25 protein-coding genes, 2 pseudogenes and 1 riboswitch are annotated in these 14,967 nt (G+C 36.5%); of the genes and pseudogenes, 3 read left to right on the top strand and 24 right to left on the bottom strand.

Annotated features, from left to right (window positions below):
• Positions 1 to 111: 111 nt before the first annotated feature.
• Positions 112 to 468, top strand: coding sequence for a DUF4181 domain-containing protein (locus X953_RS06940; protein ID WP_040954931.1), 357 nt, complete (start codon positions 112 to 114; stop codon positions 466 to 468).
• Between the two features lie 39 nt (positions 469 to 507).
• On the opposite strand, the gene X953_RS06935 is transcribed toward X953_RS06940, so the two are convergent.
• From X953_RS06935 to X953_RS06850, 20 genes and pseudogenes are all read right to left on the bottom strand, one after another.
• Positions 508 to 1,323, bottom strand: coding sequence for a DUF817 domain-containing protein (locus X953_RS06935; protein ID WP_052350073.1), 816 nt, complete (start codon positions 1,321 to 1,323; stop codon positions 508 to 510).
• Between the two features lie 36 nt (positions 1,324 to 1,359).
• The gene (locus X953_RS06930; RefSeq protein WP_040954930.1) at positions 1,360 to 1,578 is read right to left on the bottom strand and encodes a helix-turn-helix transcriptional regulator; all 219 of its coding nucleotides are present in this window, start codon (positions 1,576 to 1,578) and stop codon (positions 1,360 to 1,362) included.
• 10 nt (positions 1,579 to 1,588) lie between these two features.
• Positions 1,589 to 2,068, bottom strand: a complete 480-nt coding sequence (locus X953_RS06925) for a DUF2975 domain-containing protein (RefSeq protein ID WP_040954929.1) — start codon at positions 2,066 to 2,068, stop codon at positions 1,589 to 1,591.
• Between the two features lie 277 nt (positions 2,069 to 2,345).
• Positions 2,346 to 3,974, bottom strand: coding sequence for a sodium:solute symporter (locus tag X953_RS06920; protein ID WP_040954928.1), 1,629 nt, complete (start codon positions 3,972 to 3,974; stop codon positions 2,346 to 2,348).
• A 150-nt stretch (positions 3,975 to 4,124) separates the two neighbouring features.
• Positions 4,125 to 4,232: riboswitch (SAM riboswitch) on the bottom strand.
• Positions 4,233 to 4,292: 60 nt separating this feature from the next.
• Positions 4,293 to 4,544 carry a DUF3953 domain-containing protein gene (locus X953_RS06915; RefSeq protein ID WP_040954927.1) on the bottom strand — a complete coding sequence of 84 codons (252 nt, stop codon included), beginning with the start codon at positions 4,542 to 4,544 and terminating at the stop codon, positions 4,293 to 4,295.
• A complete protein-coding gene (locus X953_RS06910; RefSeq protein ID WP_040954926.1) occupies positions 4,541 to 5,188 on the bottom strand; it encodes a hypothetical protein in 648 nt (215 codons plus the stop codon). The genes X953_RS06915 and X953_RS06910 overlap by 4 nt, the downstream gene beginning before the upstream one ends.
• A gap of 72 nt (positions 5,189 to 5,260) precedes the next feature.
• Positions 5,261 to 5,737, bottom strand: coding sequence for a GNAT family N-acetyltransferase (locus tag X953_RS06905; RefSeq protein WP_040954925.1), 477 nt, complete (start codon positions 5,735 to 5,737; stop codon positions 5,261 to 5,263).
• Positions 5,738 to 5,783: 46 nt separating this feature from the next.
• Positions 5,784 to 5,975: a hypothetical protein gene (locus tag X953_RS19455; protein ID WP_156958463.1), complete on the bottom strand. Its 192-nt coding sequence runs from the start codon at positions 5,973 to 5,975 to the stop codon at positions 5,784 to 5,786.
• A gap of 85 nt (positions 5,976 to 6,060) precedes the next feature.
• Complete coding sequence (locus X953_RS06895) at positions 6,061 to 6,456, bottom strand: group-specific protein (protein ID WP_040954924.1); 396 nt, start codon at positions 6,454 to 6,456, stop codon at positions 6,061 to 6,063.
• A gap of 57 nt (positions 6,457 to 6,513) precedes the next feature.
• Positions 6,514 to 6,765: a hypothetical protein gene (locus X953_RS06890; protein WP_040954923.1), complete on the bottom strand. Its 252-nt coding sequence runs from the start codon at positions 6,763 to 6,765 to the stop codon at positions 6,514 to 6,516.
• An 85-nt stretch (positions 6,766 to 6,850) separates the two neighbouring features.
• Positions 6,851 to 7,162: a hypothetical protein gene (locus X953_RS06885; RefSeq protein WP_040954922.1), complete on the bottom strand. Its 312-nt coding sequence runs from the start codon at positions 7,160 to 7,162 to the stop codon at positions 6,851 to 6,853.
• 69 nt (positions 7,163 to 7,231) lie between these two features.
• A pseudogene (locus X953_RS06880) lies at positions 7,232 to 7,652 on the bottom strand (GNAT family N-acetyltransferase).
• A 34-nt stretch (positions 7,653 to 7,686) separates the two neighbouring features.
• Positions 7,687 to 8,433 (bottom strand): phosphotransferase family protein, encoded by a 747-nt coding sequence (locus tag X953_RS06875; RefSeq protein ID WP_040954921.1) that lies wholly within the window; start codon positions 8,431 to 8,433, stop codon positions 7,687 to 7,689.
• Positions 8,434 to 8,641: 208 nt separating this feature from the next.
• Positions 8,642 to 9,148: a DUF4825 domain-containing protein gene (locus X953_RS06870; protein ID WP_232217786.1), complete on the bottom strand. Its 507-nt coding sequence runs from the start codon at positions 9,146 to 9,148 to the stop codon at positions 8,642 to 8,644.
• Positions 9,149 to 9,213: 65 nt separating this feature from the next.
• On the bottom strand, positions 9,214 to 9,342 hold the full coding sequence (locus tag X953_RS20385; protein ID WP_255351059.1) for a hypothetical protein: 129 nt from the start codon (positions 9,340 to 9,342) through the stop codon (positions 9,214 to 9,216).
• Between the two features lie 55 nt (positions 9,343 to 9,397).
• A complete protein-coding gene (locus X953_RS20380; RefSeq protein ID WP_255351058.1) occupies positions 9,398 to 9,526 on the bottom strand; it encodes a hypothetical protein in 129 nt (42 codons plus the stop codon).
• A gap of 38 nt (positions 9,527 to 9,564) precedes the next feature.
• Complete coding sequence (locus X953_RS06865; protein ID WP_040954920.1) at positions 9,565 to 9,849, bottom strand: hypothetical protein; 285 nt, start codon at positions 9,847 to 9,849, stop codon at positions 9,565 to 9,567.
• A gap of 170 nt (positions 9,850 to 10,019) precedes the next feature.
• Entirely contained in the window at positions 10,020 to 10,484 is a 465-nt protein-coding gene (locus X953_RS06860) for a hypothetical protein (RefSeq protein ID WP_040954919.1), read from the bottom strand.
• A 166-nt stretch (positions 10,485 to 10,650) separates the two neighbouring features.
• Positions 10,651 to 10,923: a hypothetical protein gene (locus X953_RS06855; RefSeq protein WP_040954918.1), complete on the bottom strand. Its 273-nt coding sequence runs from the start codon at positions 10,921 to 10,923 to the stop codon at positions 10,651 to 10,653.
• 261 nt (positions 10,924 to 11,184) lie between these two features.
• Entirely contained in the window at positions 11,185 to 11,649 is a 465-nt protein-coding gene (locus X953_RS06850) for a hypothetical protein (protein WP_040954917.1), read from the bottom strand.
• 266 nt (positions 11,650 to 11,915) lie between these two features.
• On the opposite strand from X953_RS06850, the gene X953_RS06845 reads away from it, so the two are divergent.
• Complete coding sequence (locus X953_RS06845; protein ID WP_040954916.1) at positions 11,916 to 12,206, top strand: hypothetical protein; 291 nt, start codon at positions 11,916 to 11,918, stop codon at positions 12,204 to 12,206.
• 120 nt (positions 12,207 to 12,326) lie between these two features.
• On the opposite strand, the gene X953_RS06840 is transcribed toward X953_RS06845, so the two are convergent.
• From X953_RS06840 to X953_RS06830, 3 genes are all read right to left on the bottom strand, one after another.
• Complete coding sequence (locus X953_RS06840) at positions 12,327 to 12,974, bottom strand: hypothetical protein (protein ID WP_040954915.1); 648 nt, start codon at positions 12,972 to 12,974, stop codon at positions 12,327 to 12,329.
• Between the two features lie 150 nt (positions 12,975 to 13,124).
• Entirely contained in the window at positions 13,125 to 13,307 is a 183-nt protein-coding gene (locus tag X953_RS06835; RefSeq protein ID WP_040954914.1) for a hypothetical protein, read from the bottom strand.
• Between the two features lie 47 nt (positions 13,308 to 13,354).
• Positions 13,355 to 13,579, bottom strand: a complete 225-nt coding sequence (locus X953_RS06830) for a hexameric tyrosine-coordinated heme protein (protein WP_040954913.1) — start codon at positions 13,577 to 13,579, stop codon at positions 13,355 to 13,357.
• Positions 13,580 to 13,671: 92 nt separating this feature from the next.
• Here X953_RS06830 and X953_RS06825 point away from each other — a divergent pair.
• A pseudogene (locus X953_RS06825) lies at positions 13,672 to 14,124 on the top strand (phospholipase D-like domain-containing protein); the annotation flags it as partial.
• 108 nt (positions 14,125 to 14,232) lie between these two features.
• On the opposite strand, the gene X953_RS06820 reads toward X953_RS06825, so the two are convergent.
• Positions 14,233 to 14,967 carry a VCBS repeat-containing protein gene (locus tag X953_RS06820; RefSeq protein ID WP_040954911.1) on the bottom strand — a complete coding sequence of 245 codons (735 nt, stop codon included), beginning with the start codon at positions 14,965 to 14,967 and terminating at the stop codon, positions 14,233 to 14,235.

The raw sequence follows: 14,967 nt of genomic DNA, 5'->3' as shown, positions 1-14,967 counted from the left end.
AGTTGGAAAATAGTGCTAAGATTAAGGTGAGATGAAGTTTCTTAACAGGCGTTTGTTCAAATAGCATAATGTTAAACTGTCGTTATAATAATAAATATGGGAGTTTTCGTGATGAAAGAGATTATTTTATTTCTAAGTATACCGATCGTGTATGTATTTGTTACAACATGGGGCTTGAGAAGAAAGTATAACATAGCTTATAGAGAAGGAGTACGGTTTCAACATGTAAATATAACCCATAAAGTGTTGGAGTATACCATATTAATAGTTATTGTACTGGGAATTATTTTAACTGGTGGTGTGTATGTCCTAGAGTGGATGCTTTGTTATCTCCTTATCTTGTATTCTATTCGTTCATTTATGGAATGGAAATATGAAAAAGACCAGAAAAAATATGTATTGTCATTGAATATTTTGATTGCATTTTTGCTATTCACCTTCTTTTCAATTATCACTATTTTAATTTAAACAAACAGCCTACCTCCTCCTTTCTATTAGAATTTTCATCTATTTAATGAACTTTGCTCGTAAGGCAGCGTTTTTTTCTATGCGTACATTAGCTGTATTTCTATCCTTAACCTGCTTTAATGTTGCTACAATCAAGAAACTCACAATAACCAACAAGAGCCAGGAGCTTACTTTTCCAAGATGAACGAGGCTCCATGCCTCCGTCTGATTTGGATATTGCCATGCCCCGAAGTACGTGGCAATGTTTTCTGCAATCCAAATAAAGAAACCAATGAGGACAAAAGATAATGCAAGCGGCATACGATAAAGCTTTCCACCAACCTTATAAGTAACCCAGGTACGCCAGAAAACAATCACTACAAGTATGGATAGCCACCAGCGAATATCCAGCCAATAATGATGGGTGAAAAAATTTAAATAGATCGCAGCTGCTAGTGGCATAACAACTAAGAAAGACGGCCATTTCACTAGCTTAACATCCAGCCTTCTCCAAGCCTGACAGAGGTAACTAGCAACACTTGCATACATGAACCCACTATACAATGGGACACCAAAAACTTTGGAGAATCCTTCCTCTGGATACGCCCAGGAACCCATATTCACTTTAAAAATTTCCAAGGTCAGCCCGATAAGATGGAACAGGGTAATTACTTTTAGCTCGTCTTTTGTTTCAAGTCCGGAACGCACCATCAGCCATTGCATAAGAAGAAAGATAAGTAGCAGCCAGTCATACCGTGGCAGGATGGACAAAGAAATGATTTGTGTAATTGCCAGTGAGGCAAATATAACGACGGGGAACAAACAGGATAAAGCCTGCTCCCATCCAAATCGAAAAAGTTGTTTTACTCCACTCATCCTCTTCTCCTCCTACCTTTGCATTTCCTTACTTTTTTATCCATCGTCTTCCTCATCGCGGTATTCCAAAATATCTCCAGGCTGACATTCCAATGCTTTGCAAATCGCATCTAAGGTAGTAACACGAATTGCTTTTGCCTTGCCATTTTTTAAAATAGAAAGATTAGCCATTGTTATTCCAACTCGTTCCGAAAGCTCGGTAACACTCATTTTGCGTTTTGCTAACATCACGTCAATATTGATTATAATCGCCATTTCATTCACCTCAGACCGTTAAATCATTTTCTGTTTTTATTTCGATGGCATTTCTTAATAATTTTTGTAGAACAGCAGCAAAGACGGCAATCACAAAGGATGCAAAGATAAGGATCATTCCAATTAAAATAACACCTGGTGCGTCATCTTTTTCCCCGATAAGATAAAAGAGCGGCATGCCTACTACATAAATGCTACTAATTGCAATCGCGCAATATTTTATCTTCTTTAAGGCGGTTACCGAAAACTGCGAGAATGCTTTATTTTTATCAATATAGCTTAGCAGTTTGTAAGCCTGATATAAGGCAAAATAAAATGGTATTGCTGCACTATACATGACTAAAAATATAAGATATTTTAAATAGGCCATATCCGGATACAACTCCACTGCGAAATTGGCAATTCCCGGCACGGCAAATATGCATAAAGCAAGCACAGGGAGCCCCATCAAAATTATAGTTGTTTTTAAAAAGAGTGTTTCTCGTTTCATAAAAGCACCTCTCCTATTATTGTTAATTTGATTTTAATCTATTTTTTATCGAATTACAATAAATATTTATTATTATTTATGTTTTATTTGTTGTAAGGGTGTAGAGGTAGGGTTGATTTTTACCAGCAGACGGAAGTGTTTATCTGCCGGAGAGAGGTTACCTTCCATAGAGGCTTTTGACATAAGGGACTAGGCATCAATTCCACATTAAAAAGAAAGCACTCTACCCCAAAAAGATAAAGAGCTTTCTTCTATAAACACACAACCCAGTTCTTGATTATTGTGTAGCTTTTGCTACTGCACGCACCTTGATTGACTGTTTTTCTTCAATTGGTCGCACTAATCTGATAGCTGTAATAAAAAATGCGATGATAGTGATGAATACAAATAATCCTGTCAGACCGCTTTGATACAATTTGTCACTATAGATAATGTTTACAGCTAGCAAGGTAAAGCCACTAAGTATGGCAGCATATGTTTTTCCCGTCTGCTTTCCCACCTGAAGATACCAATTTGCTTTTGGATCAAGTAATGTAACTACACTGATTGTTAACACATTGATCGAACTTCCAATCCAAACAGGATGAATGTTCAAATAAAATGCGTTTGGTTGCCATCCACCTAAATAATACCATGCCAAGCCACTAATAAAGCCAGTAATTAACGCTGCCCACACGGCACGTTTTGTTACGACAGGCCAGAACAATGCTGCCACAACGGGAGCGAATGTGGCACTGTTCCGGATGGTCCATGCCAGCACGTTCCACCATGCAGATTGTTCTGTACGAAGCATACCAAAGATAATCATTAATACAGTTAATAGAAGTAGGGAAACTTTCGTATAAATAACAAGCTGATCTTCATTGGCCCGTGGATTCAACGAACCTCCTACGTCCCGCCCAAGGCTGGTAGCACCAGAAAATTGACACGGCGCTCCCCAGCTCAATGCACAGCCCCACACACCAAGAAAGAAAATGCCGACTAATGGTGCAGGAAGGACTTCCATCAAATAAAGCGGAATGGCTATCAGGCCTGTTTGTGCATTTGGGACAACGACGGCTGCCGCAACTCCAAATAAAATACCACAAATGATAAAAGGAACGGCTAGAACACCAGCAATCATTAATCCCTTCTGTCCTTCTTCAGGTTCTTTACAGGAAAGCGCCATCTGAAAAGCAGCCTGTGCCAAGATGACATTTACCAGAAATGTACCAAACCAGGCGACAATTACCTGTAAGCCAACACTATCAAACGCAAACATAGATGGAGATTCTACCATTAGTGTTTGTAATCCATCTATTCCAGGGTTGATGAAAAAAGCTACAATACCCACAATAAACATAAGTAAAAATAACACGCCGTTCATTGTTTGGGTAAAAGCAATGGACCACATCCCTCCACCTTGTAAATATACAAACAACAGGATGGCAGTAAATGCTACAGACCATGTCAGCGAGATGCCTGTGAATACGTGCATAGCTGACGCGAAAGCAATCGCTGTCGCCACAGACCACATTGGAAAAGCAAAAGCAGTAATTGCACCTGCCATTCCTCGAGCTGCCCTGCCATATTTATCACCGATTAACCCTGATATGGTAATAAGCATTTTTTTACGGAAGGATCGAATTATTAATAAAGCAATAACAATAATTTGAACAATTTCAGCCACTCCATACCAAATAGCTGAAACGCCATTTAAATACGATAACTCCAAAATGGAAATATACGTAGATCCGGAAAATAACCCTGTAATACAAAATGCCACAATCCACTTGTTGAAAGTTCTCCCACCAACAAAGTAGCTATCTTGTCGGTTTACTCGTCTTTTCGCTATTTGCCCTGCAATAATTAGTACAAAGGTATACCCAACTGCAAAGATTATCATCCAATACCCATATGATGACATATACACTCCTCCTCTTTTTAAATATTTCTTATAAAACAAATCGAATTACTTTGTTTAAAGTTTAGAAAACCTCCATCCCTTACTTATAGTGAAAACATAAAAAACCCTCTTCCAATAATAAGAAGAGGGTTATAAGGTCATATCGTCCTCTTCTTATCTTTCAGACAAATAACATGTCTGTTGGATTTGGCACAGTACTCCACAGAGCCTGTTGCCGAGGTTTCGCAGGGCCAATCCCTCCACCTCTCTTGATAAGAAGTTGCATTTATTAAATTATTCATTAATTTACATTATTCCAACAAAAAAGTCAATACGTTTTTATAACATGGCAAAAAAATCATTTAGGACCACAAAAATCAGGAATACTGCCACTACAATATATAAATACCCCATTGTCTTTTTTCTATTTTTAAAATAGTGCACCCCCAACAGAAAGAACATAACAGTTAAAAATGAAAAAATCACACTTAGTGGGATAGAAATTGCATCAATGAAAAAGTAATAAAAAGCAAAAACCAGCATGAAAAGAGCTATGCCTGTATTTAACTTGCTTAGCAAATTCCTACTCATAAAATTCGGTCATCCCCTCCATCGATTAGTCTAAAATGGAGATCAAAGGACGCCCCTTGAGAAATAGGATCCTCTACTCCAGTAATATCAATAATTTCTTTTAGATGAATTGCTCTTTTCTCGTTTGCTTCCAATGTAAATGTATGTGGTCCTGCCTCATTAAGAAGCGATTCCATGCGGGTCTCATCAAAGAAAGAATCGATCAGTTGAACTTCGAAAGTCACTGATTTATTGCTACGGTTTTGGAGGGTAAAATGACATTCGCCGTCTAATTGGGATTCATTTATTGAATTAAAATCACCTTCTCCTTCCCCCTCTTTGGAAACAGCAAAGATGCCATCTGCAAGTGTCTCCTGATATACTTTGATAAGCATTGGTGGAATAAAACTGTATAAGAATATCACAATAATCAGTGTTCGGAGACGGAATTTTTTTAACCCGATCATAAGCAGTACTATTGCGATAGCAAACAAAAACGAGCCAATGACACCCATTATTATATAACCATCCTGGTCAATTATCGGAAAAGACATGATTATAGTGGTTGCATGTAGCAAGGGGTCATCAGGGAATGGGAAAAATAAACACATACAAATAATGAACAGAATAATAGCTCCAATAACTGCAAATTTACTTCTTATCATATAAACTCTTCCTTTCACCCATTCCATTTATTTTTCAAAAACTTCCCTGTACGCCTAGAGAATGCTGGAATTCTACAATTCTTTTATATACCAGATGTCCATCGTGCCATGCTCTGAACCTTCTAATGGTTTAGTAAGCTCACGGAAGCCGAACTTACTATATAGCCGATTCGCAACTTCAAGTACATGAGACGTTTCGAGATAGCAATAGGTATAATGCTTCTTGGCAAAATCTAGTGCTACTTTCATTAATTCCTTGGAAACCCCTTTCCCTTGGTGTTTCGGACTAATATATAACTTTTGCAGCTCACCAACCGTAGGATCACCTACAAATGGGCCTATACCAATTCCACCGATCACTTCATTTTCATCCGTTACAGCAACCCAATAATTAGCATTCGATTTGTCCTTGTAAAACGCGGATAAATTGCCTAATTGAGGATCAAAGTAGGCTGTTCCTGGGATGTCTAATCCCACTTGTTCTAAGGAACGTTTAATAATTTGCTCCATTTTTTTATTGTCTTGATCTTTTATCTCGCGGATGATCATCTTTCGGCGCACCTCTTCCTACTTTAAATACTAGAATAGTAGACTTTTACTTTTTCTCAATACTTTTAACCAAACGAATCAGCCAATATAAGCCAATCCATGGCAGTATAAATGCTGTAGTCCATTCAGTTACTGTTGGAATAATTATAACAGTGTTTATGCCAATTAGTTCAAAAACCAGCCCCAATAAAACTACTGCAATAGTATAAATAAGAATGTTTATGTATAATTTTTTCAAAATATATTCCTTTCTACTTTCAAGGAATTTCCCTGGATTAACGATCACGTAACTGTTCTATTACTGATACATTATCATCCAATATTTATTTTAATTCGCTTATCGTTACTTTTTCTACTAACTCATCAATTGTACCGACACATTTTTCAATATTAGATAGATGATAAAATGTACTGGTCGTTTCAAAATTATTCATGTCGTCGTATGACGAATAGAGATAGATTGTTTTCCCTTGACCTAGTGCAATGCCAAATTCTATATGGCTTCCTTTTCCAGCTGGCAAAAGCACCACAATAAAATCGGCATCCAACACGGCTTGCTTCTCTTTCCTGCCTATTTCCATCAAATCTTCAATTGTTGAAGCACGTTCATTTTTGGTCCAATCATATGTATGAACAAATCCCTTATCCTCTAACTGATTGCGAACAAGTCGTACTGTATCTATGTTTGAAAGACTTGAAGCTATATAAAACGTATTCATTTTCCATTCTCCTAAAATGTGGTGATTTGGTTTCTACGTAGACTACAACCTATTATTTTATTCATACTCACCACTGTATATTAGAACCGCTGCGACTGTAATGATGACAAACAGGATCCAACCAAAATCAAGCAATTTGTTACCAGTTATTCTATCAAATTTACGTTTTGATAGAATTGCTTCAACTAACGAAAAACCTCCTGCTATGATAAAGAAAGTGAAAGGTCCCAGATTGTTTGTGAACAAAAGTGTTAAGATTACCACACAAACAATGAAGAAACGAAAAAAAGCTAGTCTGAGTATTTCCAATAGAGAACCTCCGATAATACAAGATTGATATTAACTCAAAGTAGGTAAATTCGTTTAAATTTTACCTTCATTTTTAGTTATGCTCTTATCCCCACCACATAGCTAACACAAACCACGACCACACTGAAACAAAGATCCAAATTAGAGCATTTGTAAATAACATCTGCTTAAGTAAGATTGATTTCACTTGTTGTCTAACCAATATAATCATTTCTGCTAGAAATACCATTAGGAAGATACCAATACTAGTTAAAGTTACAATAATCAGCACTTGAAAAGGTGAAACATTAAATAAATGATCTGCAAAATAATAGGCTATATCTTGAGCAAACAAGCCTAAATATGCTGCGAATAAGGTAATTAAAAGAAAAGCAATGGATAAAAGGTTTCTTTTCATACAAATGCCTCAGTTCTATCAGATATTTTGAAAAGGATGTTAGTTATATCTGGCTGAATAATTGCATTTCTACTCAGCTAATCTTTTATGTAAGAAATATTGATTAAACCCTTTGGGATGATCTTCTAAAGTACCAAAGACTTCATAACCATGTTTTTTATAAGATTCAGGGGCCTGGAAGCTGAATGTATCTAAGTAAACAAAACGGCACCCCTTTTCTAGCAAAGTTCTCTAACTTTTTTAAAAGCGCACTGCCATACCCTAGCCCCCTCACTTTTTTATCCACCCACAGAAATTCAATATGCATTTGATGCCAGAACGCGTTTGCCGTAATTCCTCCCACGATATCTTCATTATCATCCTTGATAACAAAACTAATATCCTCGTTTGGAGTTTTAAGCTTATCAGGAAGCTTCTCCATATTATGTTCAATTACTTTTTTTCTGATAAAGTCACTATCCTCTTGCTTCCATTGTTGGGTGATGTTCAATTGTGTCATCTCCTCTTCGCTTTATTGCAACCACCTAATGCATAGCATTTTTTATAATCTCTATAAGCCTTGCAGAATTCTCAGATGAGACCTTCTCGGATAATCTTGCTCCCGCTATGACTGGAGCCCATTGAAAAATTTCTGACTTCACCAAGCCGCTCTTTTCGCAATAAAGTCGCAAATACATTTCAGCAAATTCAAATGAAAATTGGGAATATAAAAGATATGTTCGATATACATCAGCACGAACATCTCCTGCACTTGCATCAATCCAATCAATGATAACAACTTGTTTGTCGGCTTTAATCAAGTTAAATAGATGAAAATCACCATGGCAAAGCCTATTATCAAAAGTAAATGATTCCAGTTTATTTAATAGATAAGATCTTTGACTTTCATCTAACGTATCCCCCGCTTTAATTTGACGATGCAATTTCTCATTCATTGGTTCTATTTCATTTGGAATAATACTATGAATTTTTAGTTGCATATCTACGGAAATATTCAAATAATATGCTGCCCGTTCCTTATCCTTGGAATATAAATCACCTAATGTGTCACCTTTAACATATTCCATTATAATTGCTTGTTTCCCGTTAATATTGGTGACATCTAAAACCTTTGGCACAGGAAGGCCATATAAATAGGCATATTTTTGCTTCGTTGCTTCCTTTATAGATTCTGTACTTGGCAAATAGTCGTTAAAAACTTTGACTATTTTGTTGTCAGAAAGATAGATTTCCGCTGTATTTCCTTTTGCTATTGGCTTACCTAGATCCATTGGGAACCACTCCTTTCAACTTAACATTTATCTAGTGTTTAACTAGTTAACCAAGGATGGTCATTTGCCTTGAAAAGACAGAAAAAGGATAGTATTGTCAGTGTAAAAGTAGCTAGATCCCCTGTTAATACGATAGTTCTATTTAATTTCCTTTACAAAAATTAATTAGCTCTTCATACATATCCTTGCTTTCTAGCATTTAATAATTCTACTGTACAAAAAGTTGACTTACTTTACTCTCATTTACCAACTGTTCCTGCACAAAGGCATTCAATTCCGTTTGACTTGTAAATTCATTTAAATCCTTACTGTAAAAATCCTGCAGTTTAAATCTTGTTATTTTATATGTTTGATTTTCGAAATGAAAGGTAATCCATTCTGCATTTTTAACTAATGTAAAAAGAAAAGTAGCGTTCGTAATTGCCGTTTCTTTATACTCTTTTCCCACCTCTGGAACATCCAGACTATCGTATGTCAGGCTCATCCCATAAGGCTTATTTTTTGTTTCTAGAGAGACTTCTTTAAATTTTTCATTGTGGGGCAGTTGACCAATAATATTAATTACTGCACTATTATCTCCAATCACAGCACCATTATATTGAAATATATCTTCACTTGAATCTTTGGTTTCATCATTATTAATTGCACATCCATCTAAGAAGAGAACTATTAATAATGAAAACAAAAGATAACCTGCTATTCTTTTCACTTCCATTCACTCCAACTTCTCATATCTATTAGTAATCAATCTAGTACAGCTCTTTCTTCAAGTACTCTATTTTATTTTGCTGAATCAATCTTTTCTCTCAGCAGTTCAGCTATTGTCTCATGTGTCTTGTTTAATTTCTTAAGCTGGACTTCTATGGAAATTAGCGTAATTACAACTATAATTCCAATAACAATCATCATTCCTACTCTCCTTACTGTTCACTCTAGTTTCTGAAAAGTATTCTATTGTTGTATCTTATGTATCTTCAGTAATTCGCTTAAGTTCTTTAGCACGGTTAACTAGAAACCTGCTCATATATTTATCTAAAAATAATTTATTAGCCAAAACTCCAAAAAATGCCAAATGGGAAAAGGTATCTATCATTAGCGTTCCTTCTTGTGGAAATAATTCGATTTTATAAATTAATTATCTTTTAACACAATCCTTTGCTTTCTAGCATAACTAGTAATCAATTTAATTAATTTATTTTTTTGTATGGAGAATGAACCGTAAATTTCCCTTTTCTCATCTATTTCATATTCCTGAAAAATAATAAAGTTGTAGGCATCCATTTTCTTAATGACAAACTCGTTACATTCGTATTCTCCACTTCTTATATTACAAGAAGTCACAAAGTCAATGATACCATCATAAAATTCCTGTTCAGTAATCTCCGTTGCCAAAAATGATTCCATTTTTTCTTGCATATTATCTCTTCCTTTTATCAAATTGGTGTGATGAGTGAACGAGCTGAATGTACTTTAGCATAATATTTACAAACACATCTGTTTTTTCATATATGTCACTTTAGTTGTAAGTCTCTGTCTAAAGCCAAAATAGTAGCTGATAAGCGCCCTGAAAATGACCAAGATTTTTCTCATTTTGTACGGGGTTGGTAACGTTTATTAACCATGAAAATAATGGGAGTTCCAATAATGGTAGGGATAAACCATAATAGGAGAGAAGGAATTTGGTTAATAATTGGGATATCTGTGCCGTTAACAACCAAAACAGCCGTAACAATCCCAATATACGAACCCGCCATCCCTCCTATATGCATCGCCAACCAGCCCCTCCACTGGAGCTTTCTTGCCATGTATCCAAAAAGAGCCAAACCATAAGAAAAAATGGCTATATAGAAAAGATACGCACTTTCAGACCAATTGATTATCGCCATCCCAACAGAGGTTACGAAAACAATAAAATAGCCACTATGATACCATTCTCCAATTTTCGTATGGTATCCTTTTTCTTTCTTCACAGCAAAATTGGTTGCTCCTGTCAGTAAGCAAAAACTGCCAGCAATGATATGTAGGATGAGCAGAACAGTGTGGATATTCATACAATCACCTCTCTTCACAAAGTGCTAAATTATATGCTTCATTTTTGATACCAACTTGGAATAGTATTCTGAAAATTATCATGTTCTTTTCCCCGACTGCTTCTGATAACTGTATGTCTATTAAACTAAGAATTATCTATTATTGATTTTTACCCCCGAAACGTTCTCAATCTTTCTCTCCATGCTGATATGCTACCCCAGAGATAATAAAAGATATAAATGGGAGAATTATATTCCAAGATGTAAAACTAATCTCTAAACCAGGATAGTAATAGAGTGAATACCATAATTCATACAACAAATTAAGAAGTAGAGTCACGATAGGTCCAACAATGACTCTTTTAGTTAGAATTGCTGATAGAACACCTAAACCAATTACTACAACAGGAACGATGACTAATTGCATTAAAAATGGGTCTATGGAATTGATAAAGTTCAACTGAATATTCCTCCGTTTCCTTATACGAAAAGGGACTTTTCTATAACTAAATCCTGGATGTGGTCCTTTTTTGTAAAAAAAGATCGCTCCTTACCGCGTGCTTTCATAAAAAGGATTTACAAAGACCTAAAACTATCTCTAAATCCACCGCGAAGATTGCGGATTACATTATTTAATTCTTTTCGTGAGATATATTTAAGGATTTCTTCTTACTCATATGAATTTCCTTTCCGCACATTCACGTTTACTGTTTAGTAATACTTACAAAACCATTCCTTTTTTACCGGCATCGGCATCTAAGTATGCTCCAATTAATATCCCAATCCCCATACCGATTGGTAACCACAATCCAATATTATCAAAAATCAACATACCAAAAAGTAAGCCTATACTTGGGCCAAAGCACATACAAACACTTATATAATAACCACTTGTTACTAACTTGTGCTGTTTATGGAGATGGGAACTGATCGTGTCTAATGTTTGCTTATGGTGTTTTAAATCTAAATCTTCCAGGTGATCTAATTTATCTTTGAGCTGGATGATGTCATCTTCTAAAAGCGTAAAATGCTGATTACATTCTTCACACTCAGCTGAAAAGGAGCTTAACCTTTGAATGATTCGCTCACATTTGTCCAACTCAAGCTTTAAAATCCACTGCTCATCAACACTATTTCTAATTTCCTCCAGACCAGCTTTAAGTTCATCAATTCGTTGAACTATCATTACTCCCCACCCCTTTTTCTACATATAATAAACGCCCCATTTACTTGGTGACATACACGCTCATTTTTATGAATAACCTCACTTAATTATACCAGACATTTCCATTCATTAGCTTAATTTAAGTGAAATATGAAAATATTTTTATCCTACATAATCTTTACTTGCTGCAGGTGCTACATCTAATATGTTAGCGCTTACGCATTGATTAAGCATCCTATTCGTTTTACACTAGAGTTAATAAGGGAATTCAATGGGAGGAAATTACTGTGGACATTCTTATTACTATAGCTGTTTTTATCTTTATTTTATTTGGTTTTAGCCGACTTATGGGGTATCGAAATGAAAATATTACACTGGAGCTTGATGACCGATATACAAACCTTACCGAGCAAGCTAAGGCTGTTAAGGAAGAACTCGAAAAAGAAGGTCGGAAGGTGGAATATCGAGGGGATGGTTATTTTCTTGTTGATGGAAAAAACTATGTCATGCATGGAAGAAACGTAGCTATGGGTGGCGTCCCTCTTCAGCGGACTATTTTGGAGCCGGTCAAAAAGTAAAATTCACGTTTAATGAGGAGTATCATGTGTAGCATATATAGAAGAAAGATCAGCTAAGAGACCGAAAGATACCTGCCTCCTTTCCGCCTTTTAGCTTTTTTGTTTAAAACAAGAATGCTTCTAGTTCTCCACATGGATACGCTTGATGAGTTCTGCGATTTCCTTGTCATCACCTGGATCAATAGATATTTGTTCATTATTCTCGATCAGATCATGGTAAAATTTCTCACCTGCTGGATAAACCCCATCCCAGCGTAAAGGAATATCATATACATTTATTGTGCCATCACCATTTCCGCTATAGGTTACCGATCCATCTACTAACCGTACACCTGATAACTGGATAACATCATCCGGGTAAACCGTGCTTGTATCATCCTTCGCGTTTAATTTGGTCCCAGCAGGTATGTGACGGACATTTATTTCTTCTACCTCTTGATTTGGTCCAAGCTGGCGCCATACCCGCGCATACTCAATTTGTTCATTGGAATATGTTGCTAAAATATCTTCCTTCTCTTTGTTATTTGAGGAATTACTATCTGCCTTTGTAGGCACACTGCCTTCCGAACTTTGCCCGTTTTCCGTAGTAGAAGCTTCCTGCTCATTGGTTGATTCATTCTTCTCCTTATCCCCTGCAGCTTCTTCAGATCCTGCCTCGTCATTCGTTTGCGGAGAATCAGCTTCTGCTTCCTCGTTTGTGTCAGTGGAACAACCTGTAAATATTGCTAAGACAATACCTAAATAAATGATTATTTTCATCATTTTCATTTCCAACAAACCCCCTTTGTTTGAATAAAAATAGGTATGTATCATGATCATACTAATAGATTACAGAGAAGACAACAAAAAATTCCAACTAGTTGGCAAAAAAAGACTCCTCTCACATTGTGCGAAGGAGACATTTCAAACATATAATATTTACTTCCGAAACAATTCTGGATTATCAACCCTTATAGATATAACTTCTCCGCAATTCAGACAGAAGGTATAGATTTTGTTTGAGCCTTTGGATAGTTTCTTATCTAACGGCTTGATAGCCATAAAATCCGTTCCTTCAGCAAATTCTTCTCCTTTACACTCAGAGCATGTCTTCTTTTCCATTTCATTCCCACCTTGTAGTTTTTATCTAAACATCCATTTCCTATTAATTACTTCCAATAATTATTCGCTGCTGCAACAGTTTGATAGTGAATCGCAATAACTTGAGAAGATGCAATAAGACTATCTGCATTATCCTCGTATACCGATCTTAATTTCTCTCTGACTTCAGCTGAAGGTTGGGTGTACCCCACTCCATTTCGTGCCAACGTGATTGCCAGTTCAAACCCTTCCTGTGGTGTATCTGTTTGTAAACTAGTAAGCCAATCGCTCATTGAGATCACTCTCCTCATGTATTCTACTTTCAATTTACACTTTAAGAATACACATAGCAATTGATTTATCTCAAAGTACTAAATAATCAGTCATTTATGGACAGACACCCTACTTTATCCCAGATGAGAGCTTATTGGATGCATTGAAAATAGCTGCCATGTCTGGTGTCGATGTGCGTGTCATGATTCCTGATAAGCCTGATCACATGTTTGTCTATTGGGCAACCCTGTCCCATGCTGGTGAGCTGTTGAAAGCTGGAGCCAAAATCTATGTCTATGAAAATGGATTTATTCATGCGAAATCACTTGTTGTTGATGATACAACTGCATCTGTGGGAACAGCGAATATCGATCCCCGCAGCTTTAAGCTTAATTTTGAGGTGAATGCTTTTTTATATGATGAAAAAACAGCTGAGGAATTACGTGACGCCTTTGAAAAAGATATTCCGCTAGCAAGAGAAATAACATGGGAGGAATACAAAAAACGCCCGAAAATCATTCAACTAAAGGAATCTGTTTCGAGATTGATTTCTCCTGTATTGTAAAAGAAAAATAACGAGGTGTGGAAGGCATGAATCCTCCGACCTCGTTATTTTTTATTTGGACAGTGTTTTTCCAGGCAACAGGGACATCTTTATTACTTCCCGTCTTGCTTACTTTGGCTCGCTTCCGTAGATCGCCATCCATTGCTGCCAAATAGAGAATTTATTTTGTTCCCATTTTAATGTATTGATGATATACCCGAAGGAATCCGCATGATAAAGCCCACTGATTTTCTGATATGCCTGAATTTCATAGACCCCATCACGATCCATATCTACGGGATAGAATCCACTGACACCATCAAACATCCCCTGGACAGGCTGCTTCAATATGCCCTTTTCATCATAAATCTGTGATAGGTACTCTGCATCTCTGTTGCTGATATCCACAACATACGCCTGCCCTGTCGCCGGGCTATACACATTTACTTTATAATAATCCAAGTAGGTGACACTGTACTTATTTTGTTCATTGTATTTGTTGAAATCAAATAACTCTCTAGCCTGGTTGTTTACAAACGAGTAAATATAATTAAACGTAAAGGCACCAGAGCCACCTGAATCAATCGTAACTAAAATATCTTTGATGCCGTCACCCGTGAAATCGCCAAGAAACACGGTAGGCTGATAACCGGAATTCCCATCTTTATTTAATGGAATATTATATACCCTGTTTGTCGCCCCGTCCTGGATATTTAGCGTAATGTCTTGCAAGTAAGGGCTGGACGCATCCGCTTTTAATGCTGTTAAAAACACATAATCGAGCGTACCATCCCCATTCACATCTCCGAAAGCGCCATCTACTACGTGGGGTTGGTTGACACGATAGGGTTCATACCAATACAT

It is taken from the genome of Virgibacillus sp. SK37, from assembly GCF_000725285.1.
Taxonomy (GTDB): Bacteria; Bacillota; Bacilli; order Bacillales; family Amphibacillaceae; genus Virgibacillus_Q.
Note: the sequence above shows the minus strand (reverse complement) of the source record. Positions and strands in the feature narration are given on the sequence as shown.

Bases quoted from the DNA above. Each gene is read 5' to 3' on its own strand.
- X953_RS06905 (WP_040954925.1), bottom strand. From the start codon at position 5,737: ATGATCATCCGCGAGATAAAAGATCAAGACAATAAAAAAATGGAGCAA.
- X953_RS06940 (WP_040954931.1), top strand. From the start codon at position 112: ATGAAAGAGATTATTTTATTTCTAAGTATACCGATCGTGTATGTATTT.
- X953_RS06885 (WP_040954922.1), bottom strand. From the start codon at position 7,162: ATGAAAAGAAACCTTTTATCCATTGCTTTTCTTTTAATTACCTTATTC.
- X953_RS06910 (WP_040954926.1), bottom strand. From the start codon at position 5,188: ATGATAAGAAGTAAATTTGCAGTTATTGGAGCTATTATTCTGTTCATT.
- X953_RS06840 (WP_040954915.1), bottom strand. From the start codon at position 12,974: ATGAAAATGATGAAAATAATCATTTATTTAGGTATTGTCTTAGCAATA.
- X953_RS06895 (WP_040954924.1), bottom strand. From the start codon at position 6,456: ATGAATACGTTTTATATAGCTTCAAGTCTTTCAAACATAGATACAGTA.
- X953_RS06870 (WP_232217786.1), bottom strand. From the start codon at position 9,148: ATGGAAGTGAAAAGAATAGCAGGTTATCTTTTGTTTTCATTATTAATA.
- X953_RS06915 (WP_040954927.1), bottom strand. From the start codon at position 4,544: ATGAGTAGGAATTTGCTAAGCAAGTTAAATACAGGCATAGCTCTTTTC.
- X953_RS06860 (WP_040954919.1), bottom strand. From the start codon at position 10,484: ATGAATATCCACACTGTTCTGCTCATCCTACATATCATTGCTGGCAGT.
- X953_RS20380 (WP_255351058.1), bottom strand. From the start codon at position 9,526: ATGATAGATACCTTTTCCCATTTGGCATTTTTTGGAGTTTTGGCTAAT.
- X953_RS06875 (WP_040954921.1), bottom strand. From the start codon at position 8,433: ATGGATCTAGGTAAGCCAATAGCAAAAGGAAATACAGCGGAAATCTAT.
- X953_RS06820 (WP_040954911.1), bottom strand. From the start codon at position 14,967: ATGTATTGGTATGAACCCTATCGTGTCAACCAACCCCACGTAGTAGAT.
- X953_RS06930 (WP_040954930.1), bottom strand. From the start codon at position 1,578: ATGGCGATTATAATCAATATTGACGTGATGTTAGCAAAACGCAAAATG.
- X953_RS06835 (WP_040954914.1), bottom strand. From the start codon at position 13,307: ATGGAAAAGAAGACATGCTCTGAGTGTAAAGGAGAAGAATTTGCTGAA.
- X953_RS06935 (WP_052350073.1), bottom strand. From the start codon at position 1,323: ATGAGTGGAGTAAAACAACTTTTTCGATTTGGATGGGAGCAGGCTTTA.
- X953_RS06925 (WP_040954929.1), bottom strand. From the start codon at position 2,068: ATGAAACGAGAAACACTCTTTTTAAAAACAACTATAATTTTGATGGGG.
- X953_RS06850 (WP_040954917.1), bottom strand. From the start codon at position 11,649: ATGATAGTTCAACGAATTGATGAACTTAAAGCTGGTCTGGAGGAAATT.
- X953_RS20385 (WP_255351059.1), bottom strand. From the start codon at position 9,342: ATGATGATTGTTATTGGAATTATAGTTGTAATTACGCTAATTTCCATA.
- X953_RS06865 (WP_040954920.1), bottom strand. From the start codon at position 9,849: ATGCAAGAAAAAATGGAATCATTTTTGGCAACGGAGATTACTGAACAG.
- X953_RS06830 (WP_040954913.1), bottom strand. From the start codon at position 13,579: ATGAGCGATTGGCTTACTAGTTTACAAACAGATACACCACAGGAAGGG.
- X953_RS06920 (WP_040954928.1), bottom strand. From the start codon at position 3,974: ATGTCATCATATGGGTATTGGATGATAATCTTTGCAGTTGGGTATACC.